This is a genomic window from Lentzea sp. NPDC058436, from assembly GCF_042721515.1.
In the GTDB taxonomy this organism is placed as follows: domain Bacteria; phylum Actinomycetota; class Actinomycetes; order Mycobacteriales; family Pseudonocardiaceae; genus Lentzea.
The window spans coordinates 66,432-90,698 of record NZ_JBHXLF010000016.1 but is presented as its reverse complement, the minus strand read 5'-3'; the positions used below and the strand labels follow the sequence as shown (position 1 = coordinate 90,698).

Annotated in this window: 25 protein-coding genes; 18 read left to right on the top strand and 7 right to left on the bottom strand. The window is 68.6% G+C overall.

Annotated features, from left to right (window positions below):
* The 8 genes from ACFWN2_RS35560 (at position 1) to coaD (ending at position 8,170) form a co-directional block, all read left to right on the top strand.
* A complete protein-coding gene (locus tag ACFWN2_RS35560; protein WP_382434974.1) occupies positions 1–219 on the top strand; it encodes a hypothetical protein in 219 nt (72 codons plus the stop codon).
* 11 nt (positions 220–230) lie between these two features.
* Entirely contained in the window at positions 231–1,025 is a 795-nt protein-coding gene (locus ACFWN2_RS35555) for an exodeoxyribonuclease III (protein WP_382434973.1), read from the top strand.
* Between the two features lie 108 nt (positions 1,026–1,133).
* The gene (locus ACFWN2_RS35550; protein ID WP_382434972.1) at positions 1,134–2,792 is read left to right on the top strand and encodes a TIGR03767 family metallophosphoesterase; all 1,659 of its coding nucleotides are present in this window, start codon (positions 1,134–1,136) and stop codon (positions 2,790–2,792) included.
* Positions 2,793–2,854: 62 nt separating this feature from the next.
* Positions 2,855–5,377, top strand: coding sequence for a bifunctional FO biosynthesis protein CofGH (locus ACFWN2_RS35545; RefSeq protein WP_382434971.1), 2,523 nt, complete (start codon positions 2,855–2,857; stop codon positions 5,375–5,377).
* 123 nt (positions 5,378–5,500) lie between these two features.
* Entirely contained in the window at positions 5,501–5,692 is a 192-nt protein-coding gene (locus ACFWN2_RS35540; RefSeq protein WP_382434969.1) for a hypothetical protein, read from the top strand.
* Positions 5,693–5,720: 28 nt separating this feature from the next.
* Entirely contained in the window at positions 5,721–6,746 is a 1,026-nt protein-coding gene (gene trpS / locus ACFWN2_RS35535; RefSeq protein WP_382434967.1) for a tryptophan--tRNA ligase, read from the top strand.
* A 24-nt stretch (positions 6,747–6,770) separates the two neighbouring features.
* A complete protein-coding gene (gene yhjD / locus ACFWN2_RS35530) occupies positions 6,771–7,757 on the top strand; it encodes an inner membrane protein YhjD (protein WP_382434965.1) in 987 nt (328 codons plus the stop codon).
* A complete protein-coding gene (gene coaD, locus ACFWN2_RS35525) occupies positions 7,754–8,170 on the top strand; it encodes a pantetheine-phosphate adenylyltransferase (RefSeq protein ID WP_382434963.1) in 417 nt (138 codons plus the stop codon). The genes yhjD and coaD overlap by 4 nt, the downstream gene beginning before the upstream one ends.
* 90 nt (positions 8,171–8,260) lie before the next feature.
* Here the strand turns inward: coaD and ACFWN2_RS35520 are convergent, their stop codons facing one another.
* Positions 8,261–9,529: a D-alanyl-D-alanine carboxypeptidase family protein gene (locus ACFWN2_RS35520; RefSeq protein WP_382434962.1), complete on the bottom strand. Its 1,269-nt coding sequence runs from the start codon at positions 9,527–9,529 to the stop codon at positions 8,261–8,263.
* 61 nt (positions 9,530–9,590) lie between these two features.
* Between ACFWN2_RS35520 and ACFWN2_RS35515 the strand changes: the two genes are divergently transcribed.
* Both ACFWN2_RS35515 and ACFWN2_RS35510 read left to right on the top strand, forming a co-directional pair.
* Entirely contained in the window at positions 9,591–9,818 is a 228-nt protein-coding gene (locus tag ACFWN2_RS35515; RefSeq protein ID WP_089914901.1) for an SCO4848 family membrane protein, read from the top strand.
* 10 nt (positions 9,819–9,828) lie between these two features.
* The gene (locus tag ACFWN2_RS35510) at positions 9,829–10,179 is read left to right on the top strand and encodes a hypothetical protein (protein ID WP_089914898.1); all 351 of its coding nucleotides are present in this window, start codon (positions 9,829–9,831) and stop codon (positions 10,177–10,179) included.
* A gap of 97 nt (positions 10,180–10,276) precedes the next feature.
* Here ACFWN2_RS35510 and ACFWN2_RS35505 read toward each other — a convergent pair whose 3' ends face one another.
* Positions 10,277–10,699, bottom strand: coding sequence for a hypothetical protein (locus ACFWN2_RS35505; protein ID WP_382434961.1), 423 nt, complete (start codon positions 10,697–10,699; stop codon positions 10,277–10,279).
* Between ACFWN2_RS35505 and ACFWN2_RS35500 the strand changes: the two genes are divergently transcribed.
* Positions 10,683–10,856, top strand: coding sequence for an LPXTG cell wall anchor domain-containing protein (locus tag ACFWN2_RS35500; RefSeq protein WP_382434960.1), 174 nt, complete (start codon positions 10,683–10,685; stop codon positions 10,854–10,856). The two genes, ACFWN2_RS35505 and ACFWN2_RS35500, sit on opposite strands and share 17 nt — an antisense overlap.
* A 29-nt stretch (positions 10,857–10,885) precedes the next feature.
* Positions 10,886–11,800, top strand: a complete 915-nt coding sequence (locus ACFWN2_RS35495) for a hypothetical protein (RefSeq protein WP_382434958.1) — start codon at positions 10,886–10,888, stop codon at positions 11,798–11,800.
* Positions 11,801–11,886: 86 nt separating this feature from the next.
* Here ACFWN2_RS35495 and ACFWN2_RS35490 read toward each other — a convergent pair whose 3' ends face one another.
* Genes ACFWN2_RS35490 through sdhC form a run of 4 tightly spaced genes read right to left on the bottom strand, consistent with a single transcriptional unit; the run spans position 11,887 to position 15,277 of the window.
* Positions 11,887–12,669, bottom strand: coding sequence for a succinate dehydrogenase iron-sulfur subunit (locus tag ACFWN2_RS35490; protein WP_382434957.1), 783 nt, complete (start codon positions 12,667–12,669; stop codon positions 11,887–11,889).
* Positions 12,669–14,423: a succinate dehydrogenase flavoprotein subunit gene (sdhA, locus tag ACFWN2_RS35485; RefSeq protein WP_382434955.1), complete on the bottom strand. Its 1,755-nt coding sequence runs from the start codon at positions 14,421–14,423 to the stop codon at positions 12,669–12,671. The genes ACFWN2_RS35490 and sdhA overlap by 1 nt, the downstream gene beginning before the upstream one ends.
* Before the next feature lie 22 nt (positions 14,424–14,445).
* Entirely contained in the window at positions 14,446–14,853 is a 408-nt protein-coding gene (locus ACFWN2_RS35480) for a succinate dehydrogenase hydrophobic membrane anchor subunit (RefSeq protein WP_382434953.1), read from the bottom strand.
* 1 nt (position 14,854) lies between these two features.
* On the bottom strand, positions 14,855–15,277 hold the full coding sequence (gene sdhC, locus ACFWN2_RS35475; protein WP_382434952.1) for a succinate dehydrogenase, cytochrome b556 subunit: 423 nt from the start codon (positions 15,275–15,277) through the stop codon (positions 14,855–14,857).
* A gap of 654 nt (positions 15,278–15,931) precedes the next feature.
* Here sdhC and ACFWN2_RS35470 point away from each other — a divergent pair.
* From ACFWN2_RS35470 to ACFWN2_RS35445, 6 genes are all read left to right on the top strand, one after another.
* On the top strand, positions 15,932–17,065 hold the full coding sequence (locus ACFWN2_RS35470; RefSeq protein ID WP_382435031.1) for a BMP family protein: 1,134 nt from the start codon (positions 15,932–15,934) through the stop codon (positions 17,063–17,065).
* A 92-nt stretch (positions 17,066–17,157) separates the two neighbouring features.
* Positions 17,158–18,738, top strand: coding sequence for an ABC transporter ATP-binding protein (locus ACFWN2_RS35465; protein WP_382434950.1), 1,581 nt, complete (start codon positions 17,158–17,160; stop codon positions 18,736–18,738).
* The gene (locus tag ACFWN2_RS35460; RefSeq protein WP_382434948.1) at positions 18,738–19,811 is read left to right on the top strand and encodes an ABC transporter permease; all 1,074 of its coding nucleotides are present in this window, start codon (positions 18,738–18,740) and stop codon (positions 19,809–19,811) included. The genes ACFWN2_RS35465 and ACFWN2_RS35460 overlap by 1 nt, the downstream gene beginning before the upstream one ends.
* A gap of 8 nt (positions 19,812–19,819) precedes the next feature.
* Positions 19,820–21,061, top strand: coding sequence for an ABC transporter permease (locus tag ACFWN2_RS35455; protein ID WP_382435030.1), 1,242 nt, complete (start codon positions 19,820–19,822; stop codon positions 21,059–21,061).
* Positions 21,054–21,443, top strand: coding sequence for a cytidine deaminase (locus ACFWN2_RS35450; protein WP_382434946.1), 390 nt, complete (start codon positions 21,054–21,056; stop codon positions 21,441–21,443). Before ACFWN2_RS35455 ends, ACFWN2_RS35450 begins: the two co-directional genes overlap by 8 nt.
* Positions 21,440–22,714 carry a thymidine phosphorylase gene (locus ACFWN2_RS35445; RefSeq protein ID WP_382434944.1) on the top strand — a complete coding sequence of 425 codons (1,275 nt, stop codon included), beginning with the start codon at positions 21,440–21,442 and terminating at the stop codon, positions 22,712–22,714. The genes ACFWN2_RS35450 and ACFWN2_RS35445 overlap by 4 nt, the downstream gene beginning before the upstream one ends.
* Here the strand turns inward: ACFWN2_RS35445 and ACFWN2_RS35440 are convergent.
* Positions 22,711–24,177, bottom strand: a complete 1,467-nt coding sequence (locus ACFWN2_RS35440; RefSeq protein WP_382434942.1) for a serine/threonine-protein kinase — start codon at positions 24,175–24,177, stop codon at positions 22,711–22,713. The two genes, ACFWN2_RS35445 and ACFWN2_RS35440, sit on opposite strands and share 4 nt — an antisense overlap.
* Positions 24,178–24,267 lie beyond the last annotated feature (90 nt).

Here is a 24,267-nt window from a genome sequence, read left to right as displayed (position 1 = left end):
ATGCTGCGCAACATGTTCCGGTGGGGCAGAGGCAAGAGCGTCACGCAGTGCTCCTGCGACCCCGAGTGGCAGGGCCTCTACACGGAGATCGACGGCCAGCGCCAGCTGGCGCTGCCCCGCGACGAGATGGCCACCCTCGTCGGCTACCTGGACCTCACCGCGCACTGCGCCCGCTGCGACGCCGAGTACCCGAAGCCCTGGGGCCTGGCCTCCAAGTAGGCTCACCGGTCGTGCTCACGGTCTCCACGGTCAACGTCAACGGCCTCCGCGCCGCAGCCAAGAAGGGCTACCTCCCGTGGCTGGCCTCCACGTCCGCCGACGTGGTGTGCCTGCAGGAGGTCCGCGCCGAACCGTCCGAACTGGCGGCCGACGTCCACTCGCCTCCGGGTTGGCACGGCGTGTACGCGCCTTCTTCTTTGAAGGGCCGCGCGGGCGTGGGCGTGCTCTCGCGCGTTGAACCCACCTCTGTGCGTGTGGGCTTCGGCGTGTCGGAGTTCGAGGCGAGCGGTCGGTATCTGGAGATCGAACTTCCCGGGGTCGTCGTGGCCTCGCTGTACCTGCCGTCCGGTGACGTCGGTACTGCGCGGCAGGACGAGAAGGACCGGTTCATGGCGGCGTTTCTGCCGTACCTGGTGTCGTTGCGGGAGAAGGCGGCCGTGTCCGGGCGTGAGGTGCTCGTGTGCGGTGACTGGAACATCGCGCATCAGCAGGCGGATCTGAAGAACTGGAAGACGAACCAGAAGGAGTCCGGGTTCCTGCCTTATGAGCGGGAGTGGATGACCTCGGTGTTTTCGTCTGGGTACAACGATGTTGTGCGCGCGTTGCACCCTGACGTTGTCGGGCCTTACTCGTGGTGGTCGTATCGGGGGAAGGCTTTTGACAACGACTCCGGGTGGAGGATCGACTACCAGGTCGCCACCGACGGGCTGGCTGGGCGGGCTTCCAGCGCTGTGGTGGAGCGGGCGGCTACGTATGCGGAGCGCTGGTCAGACCACGCGCCGGTCACCGTCGAGTACTCCGACTGACCCAGCCCGACCAGCCTTTATCGCTCTTGTCACCCACCTGCCCCCTCGATTCCACCCACCCGCTCCCTGAACATGAACACGATTCACCATCGATGAATCGGGGGCGGCATGACAGGGTTCAACCGGCGGTCTTTCCTCCTGGCGATGGGCGTGGGCGCCGCAGGCGTGCCCCTCCTCGACCGCCAAGCGTTTGCGTCCACGGCGGGCACCACGCTCGACACCACGGCCACGCCGATCGGCGCGAGCGGCTACCGCAGGCTCCAGGCGGGCCCCGGCTGGCCCACGGTCGTGCGAAACGACCTGATCGCGGCCAAGCCGAACCGCGAGGCCCGGCGCAGGGCCCTGACCAGCTTCGTGCAGTTCAGCGACATGCACATCTGCGACGCCCAGAGCCCGCTGCGGTTCGAGTACCTGCACCCGGTCATGGGCTCCAGCGCGCACCGGCCGCAGGAGGCGCTCACGACGCAAGGGTCGACGAGCCTCGTCAGGAGGGTCAACGCCGTCAGGAACGGTCCGCTCACCGGCAGGCCCTTCGACTTCCTCATGACGACCGGCGACAACACCGACAACCACGAGAACGTCGAGCTCGACTGGTTCCTCGCGGTCCTCAACGGCGGCCGCATCACGCCCAACACCGGTGACGGCAGGTACGAGGGCGTGCAGAACGCCGGCATCAGCACGTTCTGGCAGCCCGACCTGAGCGGTGCGGACGACTACAAGGCCAAGGGCTTCCCCCAGCTGCCTGGACTGCTCGACGCGGCCGTCAGGGAGTTCAGCAGCCCCGGCCTGAACATCCCCTGGTACGCCACGATCGGCAACCACGACGACAGCGTGGTCGGCGCGCTGCCGGACGGGCTGCTCGACAGCTGGTACACCGGGCGCAAGAAGATCGTCGGGTTCGGTGATCCCGTGCAGAACGCGAAGGTGGCGCAGGCGTTCCACGACCCCAAGGCGATTCCGGAGGCCATGGCGATCCTCGCGACGAGTGGTGTTGTCCGCACCGTGACGCCTGATGACCGGCGCCGGCTGTTCACCACCGGTGAGTACGTGCGCAAGCATTTGCCGACGGGTGGTCACGGCTATACGGACGCCAACGCGGACGGTGTGGACGTCTTCTACACGTTCCGGATGGCGCCTGGTGTCACGGGCATCAGCATGGACACCACGAACCTCGCAGGGTTCTCCACGGGCTCGATAGGGCTCCATCAGCTCAACTGGATCGAGCGGACCCTCAAGCGCAACAGTTCGCTCTACTACGACTGGCTCGGGTTGCCGCAACGGCAGAACGTCACCGACGAGCTGTTCGTGCTCTTCAGCCACCACACGTCCAAGACGATGGGCAACGTGCTGCCGGACAAGCGCAGGCCTCTCGACCCGCGGATGAACGGCGACGCGCTCCTCAACCTCCTGCACCGGTTTCCGAACGTGCTGGCGTGGGTCAACGGCCACACGCACCGCAACGTCATCACGCCGCACCGGCACGCGACGCCGTCGCGGAGCTTCTGGGAGATCAACACCGCGGCCCACGTCGACTTCCCGCAGCACGCCCGCGTGATCGAGGTCGCGGACAACGGTGACGGCACGTTGTCGCTGTTCACGACGTTGCTGGAGGCCGATGCGCCGTACCAGGTCGACTACGACGACCGGACTGATCAAGGCCTCGCGAGCCTGTGTCGCGAGTTCACCTACAACGACATCCACTCGCGGACCGACCCGCTGGGCACGCCGCTCGACCGCAACACGGAACTGCTGGTCTCGGTGCGGTGAAGTGGGATGTCCCACAACCCGTCACAGCTGATCAGGAATTTCGGCGGCCTAAGGTCGTTGACGTGGCAGTGGACATCTCGCTAACCCCACCGCAGCCCCGTCCGAGCGCGGCGGCCATGAGGCGTGCGCTGCGCCGGGCCTCCGACGGCGCCGTGCTCGACGCGACTGAGGCCGCCGTGCTCCTGCACGCGCGCGAGGACGACCTGGACGCGTTGCTGGCCGCGGCGGGCAAGGTGCGTGATGCGCACCTTCTCGCCGAGGGGCGCGCTGGGATCGTCACGTACAGCCGGTCGGTGTTCATCCCGCTGACGAGACTGTGCCGCGATCGGTGCCACTACTGCACGTTCGCGACCGTGCCGCACAAGGTGCCCGCTGCGTTCCTCGAACGCGACGAGGTGCTGGCGATCGCGCGAGCGGGGGCGGCGCAGGGGTGCAAGGAAGCGCTCTTCACGCTCGGCGACCGGCCCGAGGACCGGTGGCCCGCCGCGAAGGAGTGGCTGGAGGCGCGCGGGTACGAGTCCACTTTGGACTACGTGCGGGCCAGTGCCATCGCGGTGCTGGAGGAGACCGGGCTGCTGCCGCACCTCAACCCCGGCGTGCTGAGCTGGGAGGAGCTGACGCGGCTGCGGCCCGTGGCGTCCAGCATGGGCATGATGCTGGAGACCACCGCGGAACGGCTGTGGAGCGAGAAGGGCGGCCCGCACTACGGCAGCCCCGACAAGGACCCCGCCGTCCGCCTGCGCGTGCTGACCGACGCCGGCCGCGTGAACGTCCCGTTCACCACCGGGATCCTCATCGGCATCGGCGAGACGATCGCCGAACGCGCCGAGTCGTTGCTCGCGATGCGTCAGGTCGCGAAGCAGTACGGGCACATCCAGGAAGTCATCATCCAGAACTTCCGCGCCAAGCCGGACACGGCGATGCGCGGCATGCCCGACGCCGACCTGACCGAGCTCGCGGCCACGATCGCCGTGGCACGACTGGTGATGCCGTCGACGGTGAGCGTGCAGGCGCCGCCGAACCTCGTCGGTGGCGAGTTCGACCTCATGCTGCGCGCGGGCGTCGACGACTGGGGCGGCGTCTCGCCGGTCACGCCCGACCACGTGAACCCCGAGAAGCCGTGGCCCCAGGTCGATCAGCTCGCCGAGATCACGCGCGAAGCCGGCTTTTCCTTGCAGGAGAGGCTGAACGTCTACCCGCGCTACGTCCGCGCGGCGGCGGGGCAGTGGATCGACACGAGGCTCACCGCGCACGTTTCCGCGCTGGCACTGGAAAGCGGCCTCGCGAACCCGGACGCGGACGTCACCGGCCGTGAGTGGCAGGAGCCCGACGGCGGGCTCGACACGTACGGCCGCGCCGACCTCAACACCACGATCGACACCGAGGGCCGCACGGGCGACCGCCGCGGTGACTTCGACGAGGTCTACGGCGACTGGGACGAGCTGAAGATCCCCGTTGCGCCGCAACGACTTTCCGAGGACATCCAACGTGGACTGAAGATCGCCGCGAACGACCCGGGGGCGTTGCTCGACGACACCGACGCCGCGATGGCGCTCCTCACCGCGGATGGCGACGCACTGGAAGTGATGACGCGTCTCGCCGATGATCTGCGGCGAGAGGTGGTCGGCGACGACGTCACGTACGTCGTCAACCGGAACATCAACTTCTCGAACGTCTGCTACGTCGGTTGCCGCTTCTGCGCTTTCGCCCAGCGCGAGCGCGACGCGGACGCGTTCCGGTTGTCGACCGAGGACGTCGCCGACCGCGCGCAGGAGGCGTGGGACGACGGCGCCACCGAGGTCTGCATGCAGGGCGGCATCGACCCCAAGCTGCCGGTGACCTACTACGCCGACGTCGTGCGCGCGATCAAGAAGCGCGTGCCGGGAATGCACGTCCACGCGTTCAGCCCGATGGAGATCGTGTCCGCCGCGGCGAAGGCGGGCGTGAGCGTCCGCGAGTGGCTCACGGAGCTGAAGGAAGCCGGACTCGACACGATTCCCGGCACGGCGGCCGAGATCCTCGACGACGACGTCCGCTGGGTGCTCACCAAGGGCAAGCTGCCGACCGCGACCTGGCTCGACGTCGTCGGAACGGCCCACGAGCTGGGCATTCGCTCGTCCAGCACGATGATGTACGGCCATGTCGACCACCCCGGCCACTGGCTCACGCACTTCCGGGTGCTCGCGAACCTGCAGGACCGGACAGGCGGGCTCACCGAGTTCGTCGCGCTGCCGTTCGTGCATCGCAACGCCCCGATCTACCTGGCGGGAGTCGCCCGCCCCGGCCCGTCCCGCCGTGACAACCGCGCCGTGCACGCGTTCGCACGGTTGGCGCTGCACGGACGCGTCGACAACATCCAGTGCTCGTGGGTCAAGCTCGGCGACGAGGGCACCGCGGAGATCCTCAACGGAGGTGCGAACGACATCGGCGGCACGTTGATGGAGGAGACCATCAGCCGCATGGCAGGCTCGGAGCACGGATCGGCGCGCACGGTGAGTGAGCTCGAAACCCTGGCTTCACTAGCAGGGCGTAACGCCCGTCAGCGGACTACGACATATGGGCGAGTGCGAACCGATCATCAGTGACCGATAGTCTGAATCGGCGCGTAGACGCTACCGGCCATCGGTAGCTTGGCGGCCATTCAGTCAGCGAGGTTCACCCGTTCCGGGGTGGATCTGTGCCATGGGGAGGCTCGGCAAGTGCACGGCATGAGTCTTGTAGTGAGCGCTGCGGTCGAGAGCAGCATGACCGGCACGGCAGCCGGTCCCGTCGGCCTGATCGCGGTCACCGCGGGCGTCGGCGGTCTGGTGTACGGCCTGGTGAAGCGCCGCAAGCCGGCCCCGGTCGTCGCCGCCAACCAGCGCATCGACCTGGTTCAGCAGGACACCACGCACAACTGATCCACCCCGGTCTGAGAAGATTTCGACCGTGTCCACGGAGAACGCGCCTGCAGAGCCCGTAAAGCGCCCCCGCGTCCTGTCCGGCATCCAGCCGACGGCCGGGTCGTTCCACCTCGGCAACTACCTGGGTGCGGTGCGGCAGTGGGTGGCCCTGCAGGAGGCTCACGACGCGTTCTACTGCGTCGTCGACCTGCACGCGATCACCGTGGAGCAGGACCCGAAGACCCTGCGTCAGAACACCCGCGTCTCGGCCGCCCAGCTGCTCGCGCTGGGCATCGACCCGGACCGCGCGACGCTGTTCGTGCAGTCCCACGTTCCGGAGCACGCCCAGCTCGGCTGGGTCATGCAGTGCATGACCGGCTTCGGCGAGGCGTCGCGGATGACGCAGTTCAAGGACAAGTCCGCGCGCCAGGAGCAGTCCGTCGGCGTGGGCCTGTTCACGTACCCGATCCTGCAGGCCGCGGACATCCTGCTGTACCAGGCGCACTACGTGCCGGTCGGCGAGGACCAGCGCCAGCACCTGGAGCTGACCCGCGACCTCGCGACGCGCTTCAACTCGCGCTACGGCAAGACGTTCCGGCTGCCGGAGGCGTACATCGTCAAGGACACGGCCAAGATCTTCGACCTGCAGGACCCGACGGCGAAGATGAGCAAGTCGGTGCCCGGCGGTGTCGTCGAGCTGCTCGAAGACCCGAAGCGCTCGGCCAAGAAGATCCGTTCCGCGGTCACCGACACGGGCCGCGAGATCGTCTTCGACGTCGAGAACAAGCCGGGCGTCTCGAACCTGCTGACGATCTACTCCGCGCTGACCGGCCGCACGGTCGAGTCGCTGGTGGAGGACTACGACGGCAAGGGTTACGGCGACCTGAAGAAGGACCTCGGCGAGGTCTTCACCGAGTGGGTCACGCCGGTGCAGGAGCGCGTGAAGACGTACCTCGACGACGTGGCCTCGCTGGACAAGATCCTCGCCCGTGGCGCCGAACGCGCCCGTGAGGTGGCGTCCGGCACGTTGCGCCGGACGTACGAGAAGATCGGCTTTGTTCTGCCTGAGTAAGGCAAGTGCATTAGCGTCTTATGAGTGGATAAGTGGCGGCGGAAGTACGCGTGGCTCGACCACATCATGCGTGCGTACGAACGATTCGACCAAAGGTACGGAACACAACACGCCGCTGCGGTCACGTACTTCAGCGTGCTCTCGCTCGTCCCGATCCTGATGATCGGGTTCGCGGTCGCCGGTTTCGTGCTGCAGTCGCAGCCGGACCTGCTGGCCTCGCTGCGGGCGAGCATCGCGGAAGCCGTGCCCGACCAGCAGTTGCGCGAGCAGATCAACGAGGCCGTCGACACCGCCCTGAAGTCCAAGGGCACGGTCGGCATCATCGGTCTGCTCGGTGCCGCCTACTCCGGTCTCGGCTGGATGAGCAACCTCCGCGACGCCCTGACCGCGCAGTGGGGTCAGGCGAAGGGGGAGCTGCCGTTCCTCGGCACGCTGTGGCGCGACCTGCTCGCGCTGCTCGGTCTCGGGCTCGCGATCGTGCTGTCGTTCGGCATCACGGCGGTCGGCACCGGGTTCGCCGAGTTGATACTGCGCTGGGTGGGTCTGGAGGAGGCCGGCTGGGCGCGGGTGTTGCTGCGGATCGGCACGATCGTCCTGTCGCTGCTCGCGAACTGGCTCGTGTTCCTGTGGGTGCTGTCCCGGTTGCCGCGCAAGCCCGTCGGCTGGCGCAGCGCGATCAAGGGCGCGTTCGCCGGCGCGGTCGGGTTCGAGATCCTGAAGCAGACGGCGACGATCTTCCTGTCGTTCACGACGAAGTCGCCGACCTCGGCCGCGTTCGGGTCCGTGATCGGTGTGCTGGTCTTCGCGAACCTGGTGGCGCAGTTCATCCTGTTCATCACGGCCTGGACGGCCACGGCGAAGGAGAACCTCGAACCGGAGGTGGTGAAGGCGCCACCACCCGCGGTGATCCAGCCCGTCGTCTCGGTGCGGCAGGGGCCCAGGCCGTCGCTGATGCTCGGGGCCGGAGCGGTGGCCGGTGCCCTGCTCGGCTTCCGGTGGCGGCGCAAGTGAGCAGGCGGGCCGTGTTCCCCGGCTCGTTCGACCCGGCCACGCAGGGCCACCTCAACGTCGTGCGCCGGGCCGCGGGCATGTTCGACGAGGTGGTCGTGTGCGTCCTGACCAACCCGGCGAAGACCGGCAGGCTTCCCCTGGCCGACCGCCTCGCCCTGCTGACCGGCCTGACCGCCGACCTGCCCAACGTCAGGGTGGACTCCAGCGCCGGACGGCTGCTCGTCGACTACTGCCGCGAGGTGGGCGCCGGAGTGGTCGTGCGGGGCGTGCGCAACCACGGTGACCTCGCGCACGAACTGCCGATGGCTCACGCGAACGGTCACCTGAGCGGCATCGAGACGGTCTTCCTCCCGGCGGACTCCGCGCTCGGGCACGTCTCCTCGACCCTCGTCGTGGCGACCACCGAGCGCTAGAGAACGACGACCGGGCGAACTTCCGGGACACGCCCTGAACAACGAGAACGGCCCCAGCGCGCGTGCGCTGGGGCCGTCGTCTTCGCCGTCTCAGACGCCCTGTGCCGCCTGCTGCTGGGCCTGGCGGCGTGCCCGTGCCGCCTTGGCCCGCTTGTTGCGGATGACGAGCACCAGACCGGCCAGCAGGCCGAGGACCGCGACCGCCGTGATCGGGAGGCCGAAGTTGCCGAACGCGGTCGGCGTCGGACGGCCGGTCTCCGGGTCGGTCGGAGCGACGGCCTGGCTGTCGTTGCTGCTCTGCGTCGGGACGACGTTCGGCTTCGGCTGCGGGGCGCCGTCGACGAGCTTGCCGACGCCGCCGGGGCCCATCGCGAAGCCGTAGTCGAGCAGCTTGCCCGCCTGGGCGTCGATGCGCGTGGGCGTCTGCTGGCCGCGCAGCAGCACCACGACGAGACGGCGGCCGTTGCGCTCCGCCGCGCCCACGTAGGTGTGCTGGGAGTCGTCGGTGAAGCCGGTCTTGCCGCCGAGCGCGCCGTCGTAGTTCGCGAGCAGGCGGTTGTCGTTCTGCAGCATGATCGTGCCGCCGTTGCGGCCGGGGAACTGCGACTGCTGCAGCTTGATGGCCTGCGCGAACTCGTCGTACTTCATCGCGCCGCGGAAGATCAGGGCGACGTCGTAGGCCGACGTGCTGGTGCCGGGGGCGTCCAGGCCGGACGGGGTGCCGGCGCGGGTGTCGAGGGCGCCGAGCTCCTTCGCCATCGCGTTCATCTTGCGCAGGGCGTTCGGCACGCCGCCGAGCTGACGGGCCAGCGTGTGCGCCACGTCGTTGCCCGAGGTGAGCAGCAGGCCGTGCAGCAGCTGGCGGACCGTGTACTGGCCGCCGTCCCTGAGGCCGACGCAGGTGCACTCCTGCGCGATGTCCTCGGCGCTGGCGGTGACGACCAGGTCGCCCCGCAGTTCCTTGGCGACGACCATCGCGAGCAGCACCTTCATGATGCTGGCGGGACGCTGACGGCCGTGCGGGTCGTACGCGGCGATGACCGCGCCGCTGTCCATGTCCGCCAGCAACCACGAGGCCGCGGTGGTCCCGCTGGGCGGTTGCGCCGAGTTCGGCGGCAGGATCAGGCCGCACTCGCCGAGCCGGTCACCGCCGATCGGGGTCTCCGGCACCTCGAGCGGCGTCGGCGCCTTCTGGCCGGGCGCGGGCTGCTCGGACGTGTCCACCGGTGGCGGAGGGGTCTCGCGGTTAGCGCACTGCGCCGAGCCGGCGGCCTGCTGTGCGGTGCTCGTCGGTGCGGCGAACGCGGCGGTGGCCGTTGCTAGGACCAGGGCGACGATGAGCCGTTTTGGGAAGGGCACACGTTCAGGCTATCCACCCCCGTTTAGCCGCTTGCACGCACCACGTCCGATACTGGGCGGCGTGAAGCTCTCGCGCCCGATGTCACTCTTCCTGGTGGCTTTCGGAGTGTGGTCGTGGGTGATCTGGCCCACTTTCCTGAAGAACATCTGGAAGGACCCCCGTTCGTTCAGCGACGGACCTACCGCGTTCTTCACCGTGCACCTGGTGCTCGTGATCGCCTCGCTCGTGTTCGGCACCGTCATCGGCGTGCTGGGCGTGCGGGGTTACCTGGCCACTCGACGTCGATAAGGAAAACGCTGTGGAGTTCGTACGCCTGCTGCTGGTGTTCCTGCACCTGCTCGGCATGGGCATGCTCGTCGCGATGATCATGTTGCAGGCCAAGGCCGGCAAGGACGCGCCGGTCAACAAGGGCTGGCTGCACGGCGCGGCTCTGCAACTGCTGACCGGTGTCGCGCTGGTGGGCATCGACCCGCTGGTCGACTCGGTGAAGTACGACCACGTCAAGATCGGCGTGAAGCTGCTGGTCGTCGTGGCCATCGCCGTCGTCGTGGCGATCAACGTGAACAAGCCGAAGGCGCCGTCGTGGCTGCTGCCGACGGCCGCGTCACTGGTCGTGCTGAACATCGGCGTCGCGGTCTTCTGGACCTGATCGGGCGATGTCGCGCGCACTGCCGGGTGACCTGGGCGTGCTTTTCACCCGGTGTGCTGTAGCCGCGCGCAACCATCCGTGTCATGTCACGTATCGCCTATATCGGTGTGCTCGCCGCCGGGGCAGTGTTGACGGTCGTCTCACTGCACGGTGCCGCCCCTGAGGCTTCGGCCTCCGGGGATGGCCGGGTGTGCGCCGCTGCGTGGTGCCCGAAAGAACAGCCGGGATGGCGCGCGCCGTCGCCGAGAGGTGAAGAGCCTCCGACGTCGTCCACGACCTCCTCGACCACGACCACCACCACTCCGCCGACCACGACCACGACGACGTCGTCGACCACCACGACGACTTCGTCCACGACAACCACCACCACTCCGCCGACGTCGACCACGACTTCGACGACCACGACGCCGCCGGACTCGACGACCTCGACCACGACGACGCGTTCCACGACGACGCCGCCGGTGACGACGACCACCACCACTCCGGAGACCACCACTCCACCGGTGACCACGGTGATCACGACCAAGCCGGTCGCGGGCCCGCCGGTCCACCAGGACAACCGCCTGGCCAACACAGGCGCCTCGACAACGTGGATGCTGCTGCTCGGCGTCCTGCTCCTCGTCGGAGGCACCGCTCTGATGCTGCTCGACCGAGCCAGGCGACTCACCCGCCGCTGACTGTCGGTGGTCTTCGTCACACTGGTGGCGTGCGAATCGAACACCTGCGCGAACGCAGCGATCTCGGCGTGATCAGCACCGGCGCCCTGAAGTCCCTGGGCGTCTCGGACCCAGGGCGAAGGTGCACGGCGGGCGGGCCGTGGCAGCGCATGTACCCAGGCGTGGTGCTGCTGCACAACGGCCCGCCCACCCCGGACCAGCACCTGACCGCGGCCCTCCTGCGAGCGGGCCCGGACGCCGTGGTGACCGGCGCCGAGGCGTGCCGCCGCCACGGCCTCCCGGCCAGAGGCCCGGAGATCCACCTCCTCGTCCCGCGCTCGGTGCGGGGCAGCGGCTCCCTGATCCTCGAACGGGCGTCGCCGGTACCTGCGTCGTCCGACGTGGGCGGCTTCCCGGTGGTGTCCGCAGCCAGAGCCGTGGTCGACGCGTGCCGCTTCCTGCGCACCGCGGACGAGGCCACAGCCCTGGTCGCCGCCGCCGTCCAACGCGGCCGCTGCACCCCGGCCGACCTGGCCGCGGAGGCCCGCACCAACCGCTACGGCACCAAGCTGGCACGCGAGGTCCTGCGCGAACTCGGCAGAGCCGAATCAGTGGCCGAACGCGACGCCCGCCGCCTCTCCCGCAGGATCCGCCTGACCACCCCGCACTGGAACGCGACGATCGCGGACGCGTCCGGCGTGGTCATCGCCAGACCGGACGCCTGGTACGACGACGTGGGCCTGGCCTGGGAGATCGACTCACGCGCGTTCCACTACGGCCCGCGCGACTACGAACGCACCCTCGTCCGCAACTCGCGCTACGCCGCCGCCGGGATCCTGGTGGTGCAGACGCTGCCGACCCGGCTGCGGGACTCGCCGGACGCGGTGGCCCGGGAGTTGAAGGCGGCGCACCGGGCGGCGGCGGCCAGGCCTCGGCCGCCGGTGCACGTGGTGGAGCTGGGGTGAGGGGAGGAGCGCAAGCCTGACGTGGCCCTGAAAGCCGAAGCGCCGCGTCCCCGACGGGAACGCGGCGCTTCAATAGCGAGAAGAGATCAGACGCGCTTGAACAGCAGTGCGCGCTTCACTTCCTGGATCGCCTTGGTGACCTGGATGCCACGCGGGCACGCGTCGGTGCAGTTGAACGTGGTCCGGCACCGCCACACGCCGTCGATGTCGTTGAGGATGTCGAGCCGCTCCTCAGCGCCCTCGTCACGCGAGTCGAAGATGAACCGGTGCGCGTTCACGATCGCGGCCGGCCCGAAGTACGACCCCTCGGTCCAGTAGACCGGGCAGGAGGTGGTGCAGCAGGCGCACAGGATGCACTTGGTCGTGTCGTCGAACCGCTCGCGGTCCGCGACGGACTGGATCCGCTCACGGGTCGGCTCGTTGCCGTACGTCACGAGGTACGGCTTGACCGCGCGGAACGCCTCGAAGAACGGCTCCATGTTGACGAGCAGGTCCTTGTTCACCGGCAGGCCCTTGATGGGCTCGATGGTGATCGTGGTCTGCTTGTCGCCCTTGAGCAGCAGGTCCTTCAGGAGCACCTTGCAGGCGAGGCGGTTCACGCCGTTGATGCGCATGGCGTCCGAACCGCAGATGCCGTGCGCGCACGAGCGGCGGAAGGTCAGCGTCCCGTCCACGTACCACTTGATGTGGTGCAGCAGGTTCAGCACGCGGTCCGACGGCAGCGCGGGGATGTCGAACGAGTCCCAGCGCGGCTCGTCGTCGATCTCCGGGTTGAACCGGCGGATCTTCACGGTGACCGTGACAGCGCCGTCCGGAACCGGGGGCTGCGAGCCGCGCGAGCCGGTGGCAGTTTCAGCGGTGGCGGTCATCAGTACTTGCGCTCCATCGGCTTGTACCGGGTAAAGGTCACGGGCTTGAAGTCCATGCGGATGTCCGCGGACAGACCGTCGCCCTGCTTGTAGAACATGCTGTGGCGCATGAAGTTCGTGTCGTCGCGGTTCGGGTAGTCCTCGCGGGCGTGGCCGCCGCGGGACTCCTTGCGCGCCAGCGCGCCGTGGACGAGCACCTCGGCCAGCTCCAGCAGGAAGCCGAGCTCCACGGCCTCCAGCAGGTCCGTGTTGAAGCGCTTGCCCTTGTCCTGCACGGAGATGTGGGCGTAACGCTCCTTCAGCGCCTGCACGTCGTGCAGTGCCGTCTTCAGCGTGTCCTCGGTGCGGTACACGGACGCGTTGGCGTCCATGGTGGCCTGCAGCTCGGTGCGGATGTCCGCCACGCGCTCCTGGCCGTGCTCCGACAACGCGAGGGCGACCTGGGCCTCGACGGACGCGGCCGGGTTCTCCGGCAGGTCGACGTGGGACTCGCGCGAGTTCGCGTACTCCGCGGCGGCGATGCCGGCGCGGCGGCCGAAGACGTTGATGTCCAGCAGCGAGTTCGTGCCCAGGCGGTTCGCGCCGTGCACGGAGACGCAGGCGCACTCGCCGGCGGCGTAGAGGCCGGGAACGATGTGGTCGTTGTCCCGCAGCACTTCGCCGTGGATGTTCGTCGGGATGCCGCCCATCGCGTAGTGCGCGGTCGGGTACACCGGGACGGGCTCGACGACCGGGTCGACGGCCAGGTACGTGCGCGCGAACTCGGTGATGTCCGGGAGCTTGGTCTCCAGCACCTCGGCACCGAGGTGCGTGCAGTCCAGGAGCACGTAGTCCTTGTTCGGGCCGGCGCCACGGCCTTCGAGCACCTCAAGGGCCATCGAACGGGCCACGATGTCGCGCGGCGCCAGGTCCTTGATGGTCGGGGCGTAGCGCTCCATGAACCGCTCACCCGAGGCGTTGCGCAGGATCGCGCCCTCACCTCGGGCACCCTCGGTCAGCAGGATGCCGAGACCGGCGAGGCCGGTCGGGTGGAACTGGTAGAACTCCATGTCCTCCAGGGGCAGGCCCTTGCGGAAGACGATGCCCATGCCGTCGCCGGTCAGCGTGTGGGCGTTCGACGTGGTCTTGAAAACCTTGCCGAAACCACCGGTCGCGAACACGACGGACTTGGCCTGGAAGACGTGGATCTCGCCGGTCGCGAGCTCGTAGGCGACGGCGCCGGTGCAGACCGGGCCGTTCTCCGTCTCGGTCAGGCAGATGTCGAGCACGTAGAACTCGTTGAAGAACTCGATGCCGTGCTTGACGCAGTTCTGGTAGAGCGTCTGCAGGATCATGTGGCCGGTGCGGTCCGCGGCGTAGCAGGCGCGGCGCACGGCGGCTTCACCGTGGTTGCGCGTGTGGCCGCCGAACCGGCGCTGGTCGATCTTGCCCTCGGGCGTCCGGTTGAACGGCAGGCCCATCTTCTCGAGGTCGAGAACGGCGTCGATCGCCTCCTTCGCCATGATCTCGGCGGCGTCCTGGTCGACCAGGTAGTCGCCGCCCTTGATCGTGTCGAAGGTGTGCCACTCCCAGTTGTCCTCCTCGACGTTGGCGAGGGCGGCGCACATGCCGCCCTGGGCCGCGCCGGTGTGCGAACGCGTGGGGTAGAGCTTGGTGAGCACCGCGGTGCGGGCGCGCTGGCCGGACTCGATCGCCGCGCGCATTCCGGCACCACCAGCGCCGATGATGACTACGTCGTACTTGTGGAACTGCATTGTGGTGGGCTCCCCGCGCGGGTCAGTTCGAGATGTTCGGGTCGAAGGTGAAGATCACGAACGTGCCGAGCGAGATGATCAGGATCATCGACACGTAGAGCAGCATCTTCAACCAGAACCGGGTGGAGTCCTTGCGGGCGTAGTCGTTGATGACCGTCCGCACGCCGTTGCCGCCGTGGATCTGCGCGAGCCAGAGCATCGCGAGGTCCCAGAACTGCCAGAACGGCGAGGCCCAGCGGCCCGCGACGAACCCGAAGTTGATGCGGTGGATACCGCCGTCGAGGATGTTCATGATGAACAGGTGGCCCAGGACCAGGACCACGAGCAGCACGCCGGACAGGCGCATGAACAGCCAGCTGTAGAGCTCGCCGTTGCTGCGACGGGCCGCGGGGCGGCGCGGCTGACGGGGCTTGTCGAGTGCGAGCGACATGTCAGTGGCCCCCAAGCAGCTCGGTCACCGTGCGCACCAGCATGAAGTAGGCGCCCGGGATCATCACGGCGATCCAGATGCCCAGCACGGTCCAGAGCATGACCCGCTGGTACTTGGCGCCCTTCTCCCAGAAGTCGACCAGCATGACCCGGATGCCGTTCAGCGCGTGGTAGAGCACCGCGCCGACCAGGCCGACCTCGAAGAGGTTGACGACCGGGTTCTTATAGGTCTCGATCACCGAGTCGTACGCGTTCGGCGACACGCGCACGAGGGCGGTGTCGAGCACGTGGGTGAAGAGGAAGAAGAACGTGAGGACACCGGTGATCCGGTGGGCGACCCAGGACCACATGCCCAGATCACCGCGGTAGAGCGTCCCACCCCCTCGGGTGGTGCCCGAACGCTCGGGTGCGCCTGCGCTGGTCATGCGCCGCGGCCTCCAACGTCAGTGGTGGTGTGGTCGGCGAACGAGACGTTCAGGTCCGACCATGACCGGAAAAGCGTAGTCCCGCACGTTGGAACACTCACAGCAGGCGCACCCGCTCTGTGATCGATGAGACACGCTGTCGATCGGCCAAGCGGTCTGGATCGATCCCGAAATGCGGTCTGCGCCACAAAAGGACGGTGGCCCGGACCTCCGCCTTGGTCCGGGCCACCGTCGTCGGCAAGGGCACTTGCCGCCTCGTACACGTCCGGCGGGCCGGGAATGGTTCAGGTGACATTCCGGAGTCAGCGACGCGGCAGCGCCGTCACCCATCCTGGGCACATGGGTAGGGAGCCACTGCCCGGTGGTCCTGTTTCGGGGATGTCGGCCGCGCTGGAGCGCTGGGCCTGGCGTGCGCCGCTGGGCCGATCGGACGAAGATCAGGGCGAGGAAGCGGCTGAAGAGGACGATTCGCCACGCCCCGAACACGAGTGATCACCACTCGTGCGGCCAATGCGTCGAATGCGTAACCGATAGGGGTCTTTGTAGGTGCTGACGGCAACGGGGTTGGTTACTAAGAGGTACGGTGCCGCCTCTAGGCCTCAACAATGCCGTTGAGGAGGAAACTCAGGGAGGAGACGCGCCGTGCGTCGTCGTATGCGTGGTGTCGCGGTCGCCGCGATCGCGTTGACCAGCGTGATGACTATGGCCGCCTGCGCGAAGGACTCGGGTGGCGGCAACACGAACTCCGGCACCGGCACTGGAGCCGCCTGCGAGTTCGCCGAGGCCCCGTCCGCGCCTGCTACCTCGAACACCAGCGCCGCCAACGGTGACAAGGTGGACGCGAGCACGCTGAAGATCGGCCTGGCCTACGACATCGGTGGCCGTGGCGACGCGTCGTTCAACGACTCCGCCGCCGCCGGTCTGGACAAGGCCATCGCGGACATGGGCGTGAAGAAGGAGAACACGCGCGAGCTGTCCGCCGCCCCGAACGAGGACGAGTCGGCCAAGCAGACCCGTCTGCGCCAGCTGGCGTCCGAGGGCTTCAGCCCGATCATCGGTGTCGGCTTCGCCTACGCCGAGTCGATGAAGCTCGTCGCCGCGGAGTTCCCGAACGTCAAGTTCGGCCTGGTCGACTCGGCCGTCGACGGTGCCGCGAACGTCACGCCGCTGCTGTTCGCCGAGCAGGAGGGCTCCTTCCTGGCCGGCGTCATCGCCGCGTACCAGAGCAAGAAGTGCCACGTGGGCTTCGTCGGCGGTGTCGAGATCCCGCTGATCCAGAAGTTCGAGGCCGGCTACTTCCAGGGCGCCAAGGCCGCCGCGCCGAAGATCCAGATCGAGAAGAAGTACATCACCCCCGCCGGTGACTTCACCGGTTTCCAGGACGCCCCGAAGGGCCAGGAAGCCGCGAAGGGCCAGATCGACAAGGGCGCCGACGTCATCTACCAGGCCGCGGGCGCGTCCGGCAAGGGCATCTTCTCGGCCGCCAAGCAGGGCAACGTGCTGGCCATCGGCGTCGACTCCGACCAGTACAACCAGGCGACCGTCGCCGACACCAAGGACGTCATCGTGTCGTCCATGCTCAAGCGCGTCGACGTCGCGGTCTACGACTACGTCAAGGCCGTCGCGAAGAACGACCTCGCGTCGCTGCCGAAGGTCTTCGACCTGAAGGTGGACGGTGTCGGTTACGCCACGTCGGGTGGCAAGATCGACGCGAAGCTGCAGGGCATCCTCGAGGGCTACAAGGCCCAGATCATCGAGGGCAAGATCAAGGTCTCGGACAAGCCGTAGTCCGTCCGTTCGCTTAGTCGTTCGCACATGCCGGGCCCTGTGAGGATTTCGCCCTCACAGGGCCTGGTGCGTGGTAGGAGGAGCACTCGACGATGAGCAGTTCCACGTCCGTTGGGACGGACGAACATCCCGCGGTGGTGCTCACAGGCATCACCAAGCGATTCCCCGGTGTGGTCGCCAACAGCGACGTCCACCTGACCGTCCGCCGTGGCGAGGTCCACGCCCTGTGCGGTGAGAACGGCGCGGGCAAGTCCACCCTGATGAAGATCCTCTACGGCATGCAGCCGCCGGACGAGGGCACCATCGAGGTGAGCGGCGAGCAGGTGCGGTTCCGCACGCCGTCCGACGCCATCAAGGCCGGGATCGGCATGGTGCACCAGCACTTCATGCTCGCCGACAACCTCACCGTCCAGGAGAACGTGGTCCTGGGCGCCGAGGCGCTGCACGGCATCGGCAAGAAGGCCCGCGCGCGCATCATCGAGCTCTCCGGCAAGACAGGGCTGAACGTCGACCCCGGCGTCCTGGTCGAGCAGCTCGGCGTCGCGGACCGCCAGCGCGTCGAGATCCTCAAGGTGCTCTACCGCGGTGCCAAGGTGATCATCCTCGACGAGCCCACCGCCGTGCTCGTGCCGCAGGAGGTCAACGAGCTCTTCGACACCGTGCGCGGCATGCAGGAGCAGGGCTACACGTTCCTGTTCATCTCGCACAAGCTCGACGAGGTCCGCGCGATCGCGGACTCCGTCACGGTGATCCGCCGCGGCACGACCGTGGGCAGCGCCGACCCGAAGACCGTCAGCTCACGGCAGCTCGCCGAGATGATGGTCGGCAGCGAGCTGCCCAGCCCGGAGACCCGCGAGTCCACCGTGACCGACACGGTCGTGCTGGACGTCAAGGGCCTCAAGCTCATGACCCCGGACGGTTCGCGGCCGATCCTCGACGACGTCGACATGGTCGTGCGCTCCGGCGAGGTCGTGGGCATCGCGGGCGTCGAGGGCAACGGCCAGACCGAGCTCGTCGAGACGATCATGGGCATGCGCAAGGCCGGCAGCGGCACGATCACGTTGCAGGACAACGACATCACCAAGCTCGGCACGCTCGCCCGGCGCGAGGCGGGCATCGGGTACATCCCCGAGGACCGCCACCGCCACGGCCTGCTGCTCACGCAACCCCTCTGGTACAACCGGATCCTCGGCTACCAGACCCGCAAGCCCACGTCGAAGGGCATCTGGCTCGACACCGACGGCGCGAAGAAGGACACCGAGCGGATCGTCGCGGACTTCGACGTCCGCACGCCCGGCATCGACGTGCCCGCGGCCGCGCTGTCCGGCGGCAACCAGCAGAAGCTGGTCGTCGGCCGCGAGCTGTCCGGCGAACCGGTGCTGCTGATCGCCTCGCACCCGACCCGCGGTGTGGACGTCGGCGCCCAGGCGTTGATCTGGGACGAGATCAAGCGCGCCCGCGCCGCCGGTCTCGCCGTGCTGCTGATCTCCGCCGACCTGGACGAGCTGATCGGCCTGTCGGACACGATCAAGGTCATGCTGCGCGGCCGTCTGGTGGCCGACGCCGACCCGAACACCGTCACGCCCGAGGACCTCGGCAGCGCGATGACGGGTGCGGGTGCGACGAGTGCCGCGGTGCACGAGACCGCCGCGGTAGAGGAAGGCGAGAACTGATGGGACACCTGCGCGGCAAACTCCTGCCGCCCGCGTTGGCGATCGTCTTCTCGATGCTGTTGTGCGGCGTGGCGCTGGTGATCTCCGGCGCGAACCCGTTCAGCGCGTTCGGTGCGATGGTGACGCAGGTCGGCAAGGGCACGACGCTCGTCGACATCATCAACTCGACGGGCATCTACTACATCGCGGCGCTCGCGGTGGCGATCGGGTTCCAGATGAACCTGTTCAACATCGGTGTCGAGGGCCAGTACCGCGTCGCGGCCGTCGTGGCGGCGGTGGTCGGAGGCTCGATCGCGCTGCCCACCGGCATCCACACGCTGGTGATCATCATCGTGGCCGCGATCGCCGGTGCCGCCTGGGCCGCGATCCCCGCGATCCTCAAGGTGACCCGCGGCGTCAACGAGGTCATCTCGACGATCATGATGAACGGCCTGGCCATCGGCCTGTCCGCCTACCTGATCCGCCGGGACGTCTTCGGTGAGCTGCGGGGCAACAACATCCGCACCGCCGAGATCCCGGAGAGCGGCTGGATGCCCGGCATCTCGTTCGGTGGCGGCGGCACGATGTTCGGCTTCATCTTCGTGGCCATCGCCCTCGGCGTCGGCTACTGGATCATGATGAACAAGACCCGCTTCGGCTTCGAGCTGCGCGCGTCCGGCGAGTCCTCGACCGCCGCGTCCGCCGGTGGCGTCAACGCCAAGAAGATGGTCCTGGTCTCGATGCTGATCTCGGGCGCCATCGCGGGCCTGATCTCGCTGCCGGAACTGCTCGGCCGCGACCACACGTTCAGCCTGAACTTCACCGCCGGCATCGGCTTCTCGGGCATCGCGATCGCGCTGCTCGGCCGCAACCACCCCGGTGGCATCGCGTTCGGCGCGCTGCTCTGGGCGTTCCTCGACAAGGCGGGCCTCGCGCTCGACAACGTCGGGGTGCCCAGGGAGATCGTCACCATCATGCAGGGCTCGATCGTCCTGTCGGTCGTCGTCGCCTACGAGGTGGTGCGCCGCTTCGAGCTCGCCTCGGAACAGCGTCGCGTCGGCCGTGAGCTCGGAACTGTCGGAGGTGCCGCGTGATCTCGACGATGGAGGAGAAGCCGCACGTCCCCGCGGCGCCTCGCAAGCGCAGGGTGCCCGGCTGGGCCGTCGCCATGCTCGGCGTGGCGGGCGCGATCGCGTTGCTCTCGATCACCTCGTACCAGACCGGTTTCCCGCAGCTGACGTCGTCGGGCACGACCCAGACGGCGGTCAGGCTCGCGCTGCCGATCCTGCTCGCCGGTCTCGGCGGCCTGTGGGCGGAACGCGCCGGCGTGGTCAACATCGGCCTCGAAGGCATGATGATCATGGGCACCTGGGGCGCGGCGTGGGCCGGCTACCAGTGGGGTCCGTGGGCCGCGCTGATCGCCGCCGTCGTGTTCGGGTCGCTCGGCGGCCTGCTGCACGCGATCGCGACGGTCACGTTCGGCGTCAACCACATCGTCTCCGGTGTGGCGATCAACCTGCTCGGCGCCGGTCTGACGAAGTACCTGTCGACGCTGATCTTCCTGCCCCTGTCGAACAACCCGCGCCAGTCCCCGCCGGTGCAGTCGTTCGACACGTTCTCGGTGGCGGGCCTCGGCGACTGGCTCGGTGAGCTCGAAGCCGGGCAGCGCCTGATCATCTCGGACGTCGCGGGCATCCTGCGCGGCCTCGTCACCGGTGTCTCGCCGCTGACGATGATCGCGATCCTGCTGCTGCCGCTGTCGTACTACCTGCTCTGGCGCACCCGCTTCGGCCTGCGCCTGCGCTCGGTCGGCGAGAACCCGCACGCGGCGGACTCGCTGGGCGTGAAGGTGTACTTCCACAAGTACGTCGCCGTGATCGTCTCCGGTGGTCTGGCCGGCCTGGGTGGCGCCGCGCTGGTGCTCAACCCCGGTCAGCTGTCCTACCTGGAGGGTCAGACCGGCGGTCGCGGGTACATCGGCCTCGCCGCGATGATCTTCGGCAACTGGCGGCCAGGTGGCCTGCTCGGTGGTGCGGCGCTGTTCGGTTACGCCGACGGCCTGCAGCTGCGTTCGGGCGGAGAGACGGTGCTCGCGCTGGTCTACGGCGTGGTGCTGCTGCTCGGCGTCATCGTGGTCTGGCAGCTCATCCGCCGGAAGTGGTTCTCCGCGGCGGCGGCGATCGTCGTGGCCGTGCTGATGTACCTGCTGTACATCAGCCTCGACGAGATCCCCAGCGAGTTCGTGTCCTACGCGCCGCACATGGTGACGTTGGCCGTGCTTGCCGTTGCCTCGCAACGATTGCGAATGCCGGCCGCCGACGGTGTGGTCTACCGCCGTGGCTGAGGTCGACTGGGACCTGCTTCGAGCACGGGCGGTGGAGGCGGCGTCGTTCGCCCACTGCCCGTACTCGGGGTTGCAGGTCGGCTCCGCGGCCCTGTGCGACGACGGCCGCATCGTCACCGGGTGCAACGTCGAGAACGCCTCGTACGGCGTCGGTCTGTGTGCCGAGTGCACGATGGCCGGCCAGTTGCTCTTGACGGGTGGCGGCCGGTTCGTCGCGGTGGCCTGCCGGTCCGGTGCCGGTGAGCTGCTGATGCCGTGCGGCCGGTGCCGTCAGGTGCTGTACGAGCTGGGCGGTCGCGACTGCCTGGTGGACACGCCGTCCGGGATCCTGCCGATGTCGTCGGTGCTGCCGGACGCGTTCGGACCGGAGGACCTGCCATGAGCTTCTCGGCGGTGGACGTCATCCGCGCCAAGCGCGACGGCGCGGCGTTGTCGGACGCGCAGATCGACTGGGTCATCGACGCCTACACGCGCGGCGCCGTCGCGGACGAGCAGATGTCCGCGCTGGCGATGGCGATCTTCTTCAACGGCATGACGGCCGCGGAGACCGCGCGCTGGACGCAGGCGATGATCTCGTCCGGCGAGCGGTTGTCGCTGCACGTGGACCGGCCGACCGTGGACAAGCACTCGACGGGCGGTGTCGGCGACAAGATCACGCTGCCGCTGGCGCCTCTCGTCGCTGCTTGCGGCGCTGCGGTGCCTCAGCTGTCGGGGCGTGGCCTCGGGCACACGGGCGGGACGTTGGACAAGCTGGAGTCGATCCCCGGGTGGCGGGCCGCACTGTCCACTTCGGAGATCCTCGACCAGCTGTCGTCCGTCGGTGCCGTGGTGTGTGCTGCCACGGAAGGACTTGCTCCGGCCGACCGCAAGCTCTACGCGTTGCGGGACGTCACCGGGACCGTCGAGGCGATCCCGCTGATCGCGTCCTCGATCATGTCGAAGAAGATCGCCGAAGGCGCCGAGTCGCTGGTGCTGGACGTGAAGGTCGGCTCCGGCGCGTTCATGAAGGACCTCGCCTCCGCGCGCGCTCTGGCCGAGGCCCTGGTGGCCATCGGTGTCGAGCACGGTGTGCGGATCTCGGCCCTGCTGACCGACATGTCGGTGCCTCTCGGACGCGCTGTCGGCAACGCGGTCGAGGTGGCCGAGTCGGTCGACGTGCTGCGCGGCGGCGGGCCTGCCGACGTCGTGGAGCTGACCGTGGCCCTGGCGCGCGAGATGCTGTCGCTGGCAGGGATCTCGGTCGACCCGGCCGCCGTGCTGGCGTCCGGCGAGGCCTTCGAGGTGTGGGCGCGGATGATCCGGGCCCAGGGCGGCGATCCCGATGCCGCGCTGCCCGTCGCCTCGCACAAGCACGTGGTGGAAGCGCCTGCTTCCGGCGTGCTGTCCACTTTGGACGCGTACGGCGTGGGTGTGGCGGCGTGGCGGCTGGGTGCCGGTCGTGCGCGCAAGGAGGACCCGGTGCAGTTCGGTGCCGGCGTGCTCTGCCTGGCCAAGCCCGGCGACGCCGTCGAGGCCGGGCAGCCGTTGCTGGAGCTGTACACCGACACCCCGGACGCGGTCGAAGGAGCCCTGCAGGCGCTGGAAGGCGCCTACTCGGTCTCCGAAGCCGCGCCGGAGCGTTCACCGCTGGTGATCGACACCATCCGCGGCTAGTTGACGAGCGAGCCCGCCAGGGGCGACCTGTCCTGCTTCCACAGCACGCACAGGACCTCCTGGCGGCCCGGCGCGGACGCGTCGTTGTAGGCGTCCCACTCCTTCTGCGTCGGGATGAGCCCGGTGAAGCCGAGCGGCTCCTTGATCTTCGGCTCGATCACCTTGAACTGCTCGGTGCAGTAGTTCTTGGTGAAGTCCGTCAGCCACTGCACGCCGGGGTAGGCCGTGTCCTTCGGCTTGTCCCACAGCGGCGTCGCGGCCGAGAAGAGCTGGATGCCGTGCGGGCCGTTGCACGGCACTTCCGACCGCACCGGCGAGCCCTGCGTGAGGAAGTCCTTGGCGCACTGGGTGCCGGAGAGGTTCCACTCGGGCACGTCACCGCCGCGGCCGAACGTGGCGATGCGCCGTGACGGCAGCGGGGCGCCGACCGGCAGCGCCTCGGCGTCCGTCCACTCGGTGGAGTTCTCCGAAGGCTGGTTGGTGTTCTGGCTGCTGGTCGGCCCGGCGTTCGAGGTCTCCTTGGGCTTGAACGCCTGGTAACCGGCGAACGCGGCACCCGCGAGCACGGCGATGCCCACGACCACGGCCGCGACCTTGACGGCCGTGCCCTTCTTCTTGCCGCCGCTGTTCTGGGGCAGCGACACCTGCGTGGCGCCCTGGACGATCGCGGTCAGCATCTGCCGGGCCTGCGGCGAGGTCAGGCGGCGCGTGGGGTCGACGGTCAGGAGACCGCGGATCACCTCCGCGAGACCGGGCGAGGCCCGCCGCAGCACCGGGGGCTCGTTCATGACCGCGTGCAACGTCGACGCGGTGGACGTGCGCTCGAACGGGCTGACACCTTCGACCGCGTGCGCCATCGTGACGCCCAGAGCCCACAGGTCGGACGCCGGCGAGGCCTCCCAGCCGTGCAGCCGGTCCGGCGACATGTACGCGGGCGAGCCGACGATGCCGCCGTTGTGCGTGAGGCGCGGGTCGTCCATCGCCTGCGCGATGCCGAAGTCCGTCAGCTTCACGGCACCGTCCGGCCGCACCATGATGTTGCTGGGCTTCACGTCCCGGTGCACGATGCCGGCCTGGTGCGCGGTCTCCAGCGCCCCGAGCACCTGCAGCGCGACGCCCGCCATCCAGGTGGAGTCCCGCGGACCGTGCCGCTGCACGATGGTGGCCAGGTCGAGCGCGTCGACCAGCTCCATCGCGAGGTAGGTGCGGTCGTTCTCGCGGACGATGTCGTAAACGGTGACCACGGCGGGGTGGTTCAGCCGTCCCGCGGTCCGCGCCTCGCGGAGCATGCGTTCTTCGAGGACGTTGCGCTCCTCGGCCGCGATGCCCTGCGGAGGGTGCAGCTCCTTGAGCGCGACGGCCCGGCCGAGCACCTGGTCCTGGGCGCGCCACACGACGCCCATCGCACCGCGACCCAGCTCCACGAGCAGGGTGTAGCGGTTCGCGACAACTCGCTGTTGCACGGACTTCCCTTCTGGACGCCCCCGGCTGCCCTTTTGGTCACCCCCAGCTGGCGCGAGCATAACCACGGTGCGTGTGAGCGCTCCCTCCAT

Excerpts from the sequence above, each read along its gene's own strand:
- ACFWN2_RS35560 (WP_382434974.1), top strand. The coding sequence starts at position 1 with ATGCTGCGCAACATGTTCCGGTGGGGCAGAGGCAAGAGCGTCACGCAG.
- ACFWN2_RS35550 (WP_382434972.1), top strand. The coding sequence starts at position 1,134 with ATGACAGGGTTCAACCGGCGGTCTTTCCTCCTGGCGATGGGCGTGGGC.
- ACFWN2_RS35540 (WP_382434969.1), top strand. The coding sequence starts at position 5,501 with ATGAGTCTTGTAGTGAGCGCTGCGGTCGAGAGCAGCATGACCGGCACG.
- ACFWN2_RS35490 (WP_382434957.1), bottom strand. The coding sequence starts at position 12,669 with ATGACCGCCACCGCTGAAACTGCCACCGGCTCGCGCGGCTCGCAGCCC.
- sdhA (WP_382434955.1), bottom strand. The coding sequence starts at position 14,423 with ATGCAGTTCCACAAGTACGACGTAGTCATCATCGGCGCTGGTGGTGCC.
- ACFWN2_RS35480 (WP_382434953.1), bottom strand. The coding sequence starts at position 14,853 with ATGTCGCTCGCACTCGACAAGCCCCGTCAGCCGCGCCGCCCCGCGGCC.
- sdhC (WP_382434952.1), bottom strand. The coding sequence starts at position 15,277 with ATGACCAGCGCAGGCGCACCCGAGCGTTCGGGCACCACCCGAGGGGGT.
- ACFWN2_RS35470 (WP_382435031.1), top strand. The coding sequence starts at position 15,932 with ATGCGTGGTGTCGCGGTCGCCGCGATCGCGTTGACCAGCGTGATGACT.
- ACFWN2_RS35465 (WP_382434950.1), top strand. The coding sequence starts at position 17,158 with ATGAGCAGTTCCACGTCCGTTGGGACGGACGAACATCCCGCGGTGGTG.
- ACFWN2_RS35460 (WP_382434948.1), top strand. The coding sequence starts at position 18,738 with ATGGGACACCTGCGCGGCAAACTCCTGCCGCCCGCGTTGGCGATCGTC.
- ACFWN2_RS35455 (WP_382435030.1), top strand. The coding sequence starts at position 19,820 with ATGGAGGAGAAGCCGCACGTCCCCGCGGCGCCTCGCAAGCGCAGGGTG.
- ACFWN2_RS35445 (WP_382434944.1), top strand. The coding sequence starts at position 21,440 with ATGAGCTTCTCGGCGGTGGACGTCATCCGCGCCAAGCGCGACGGCGCG.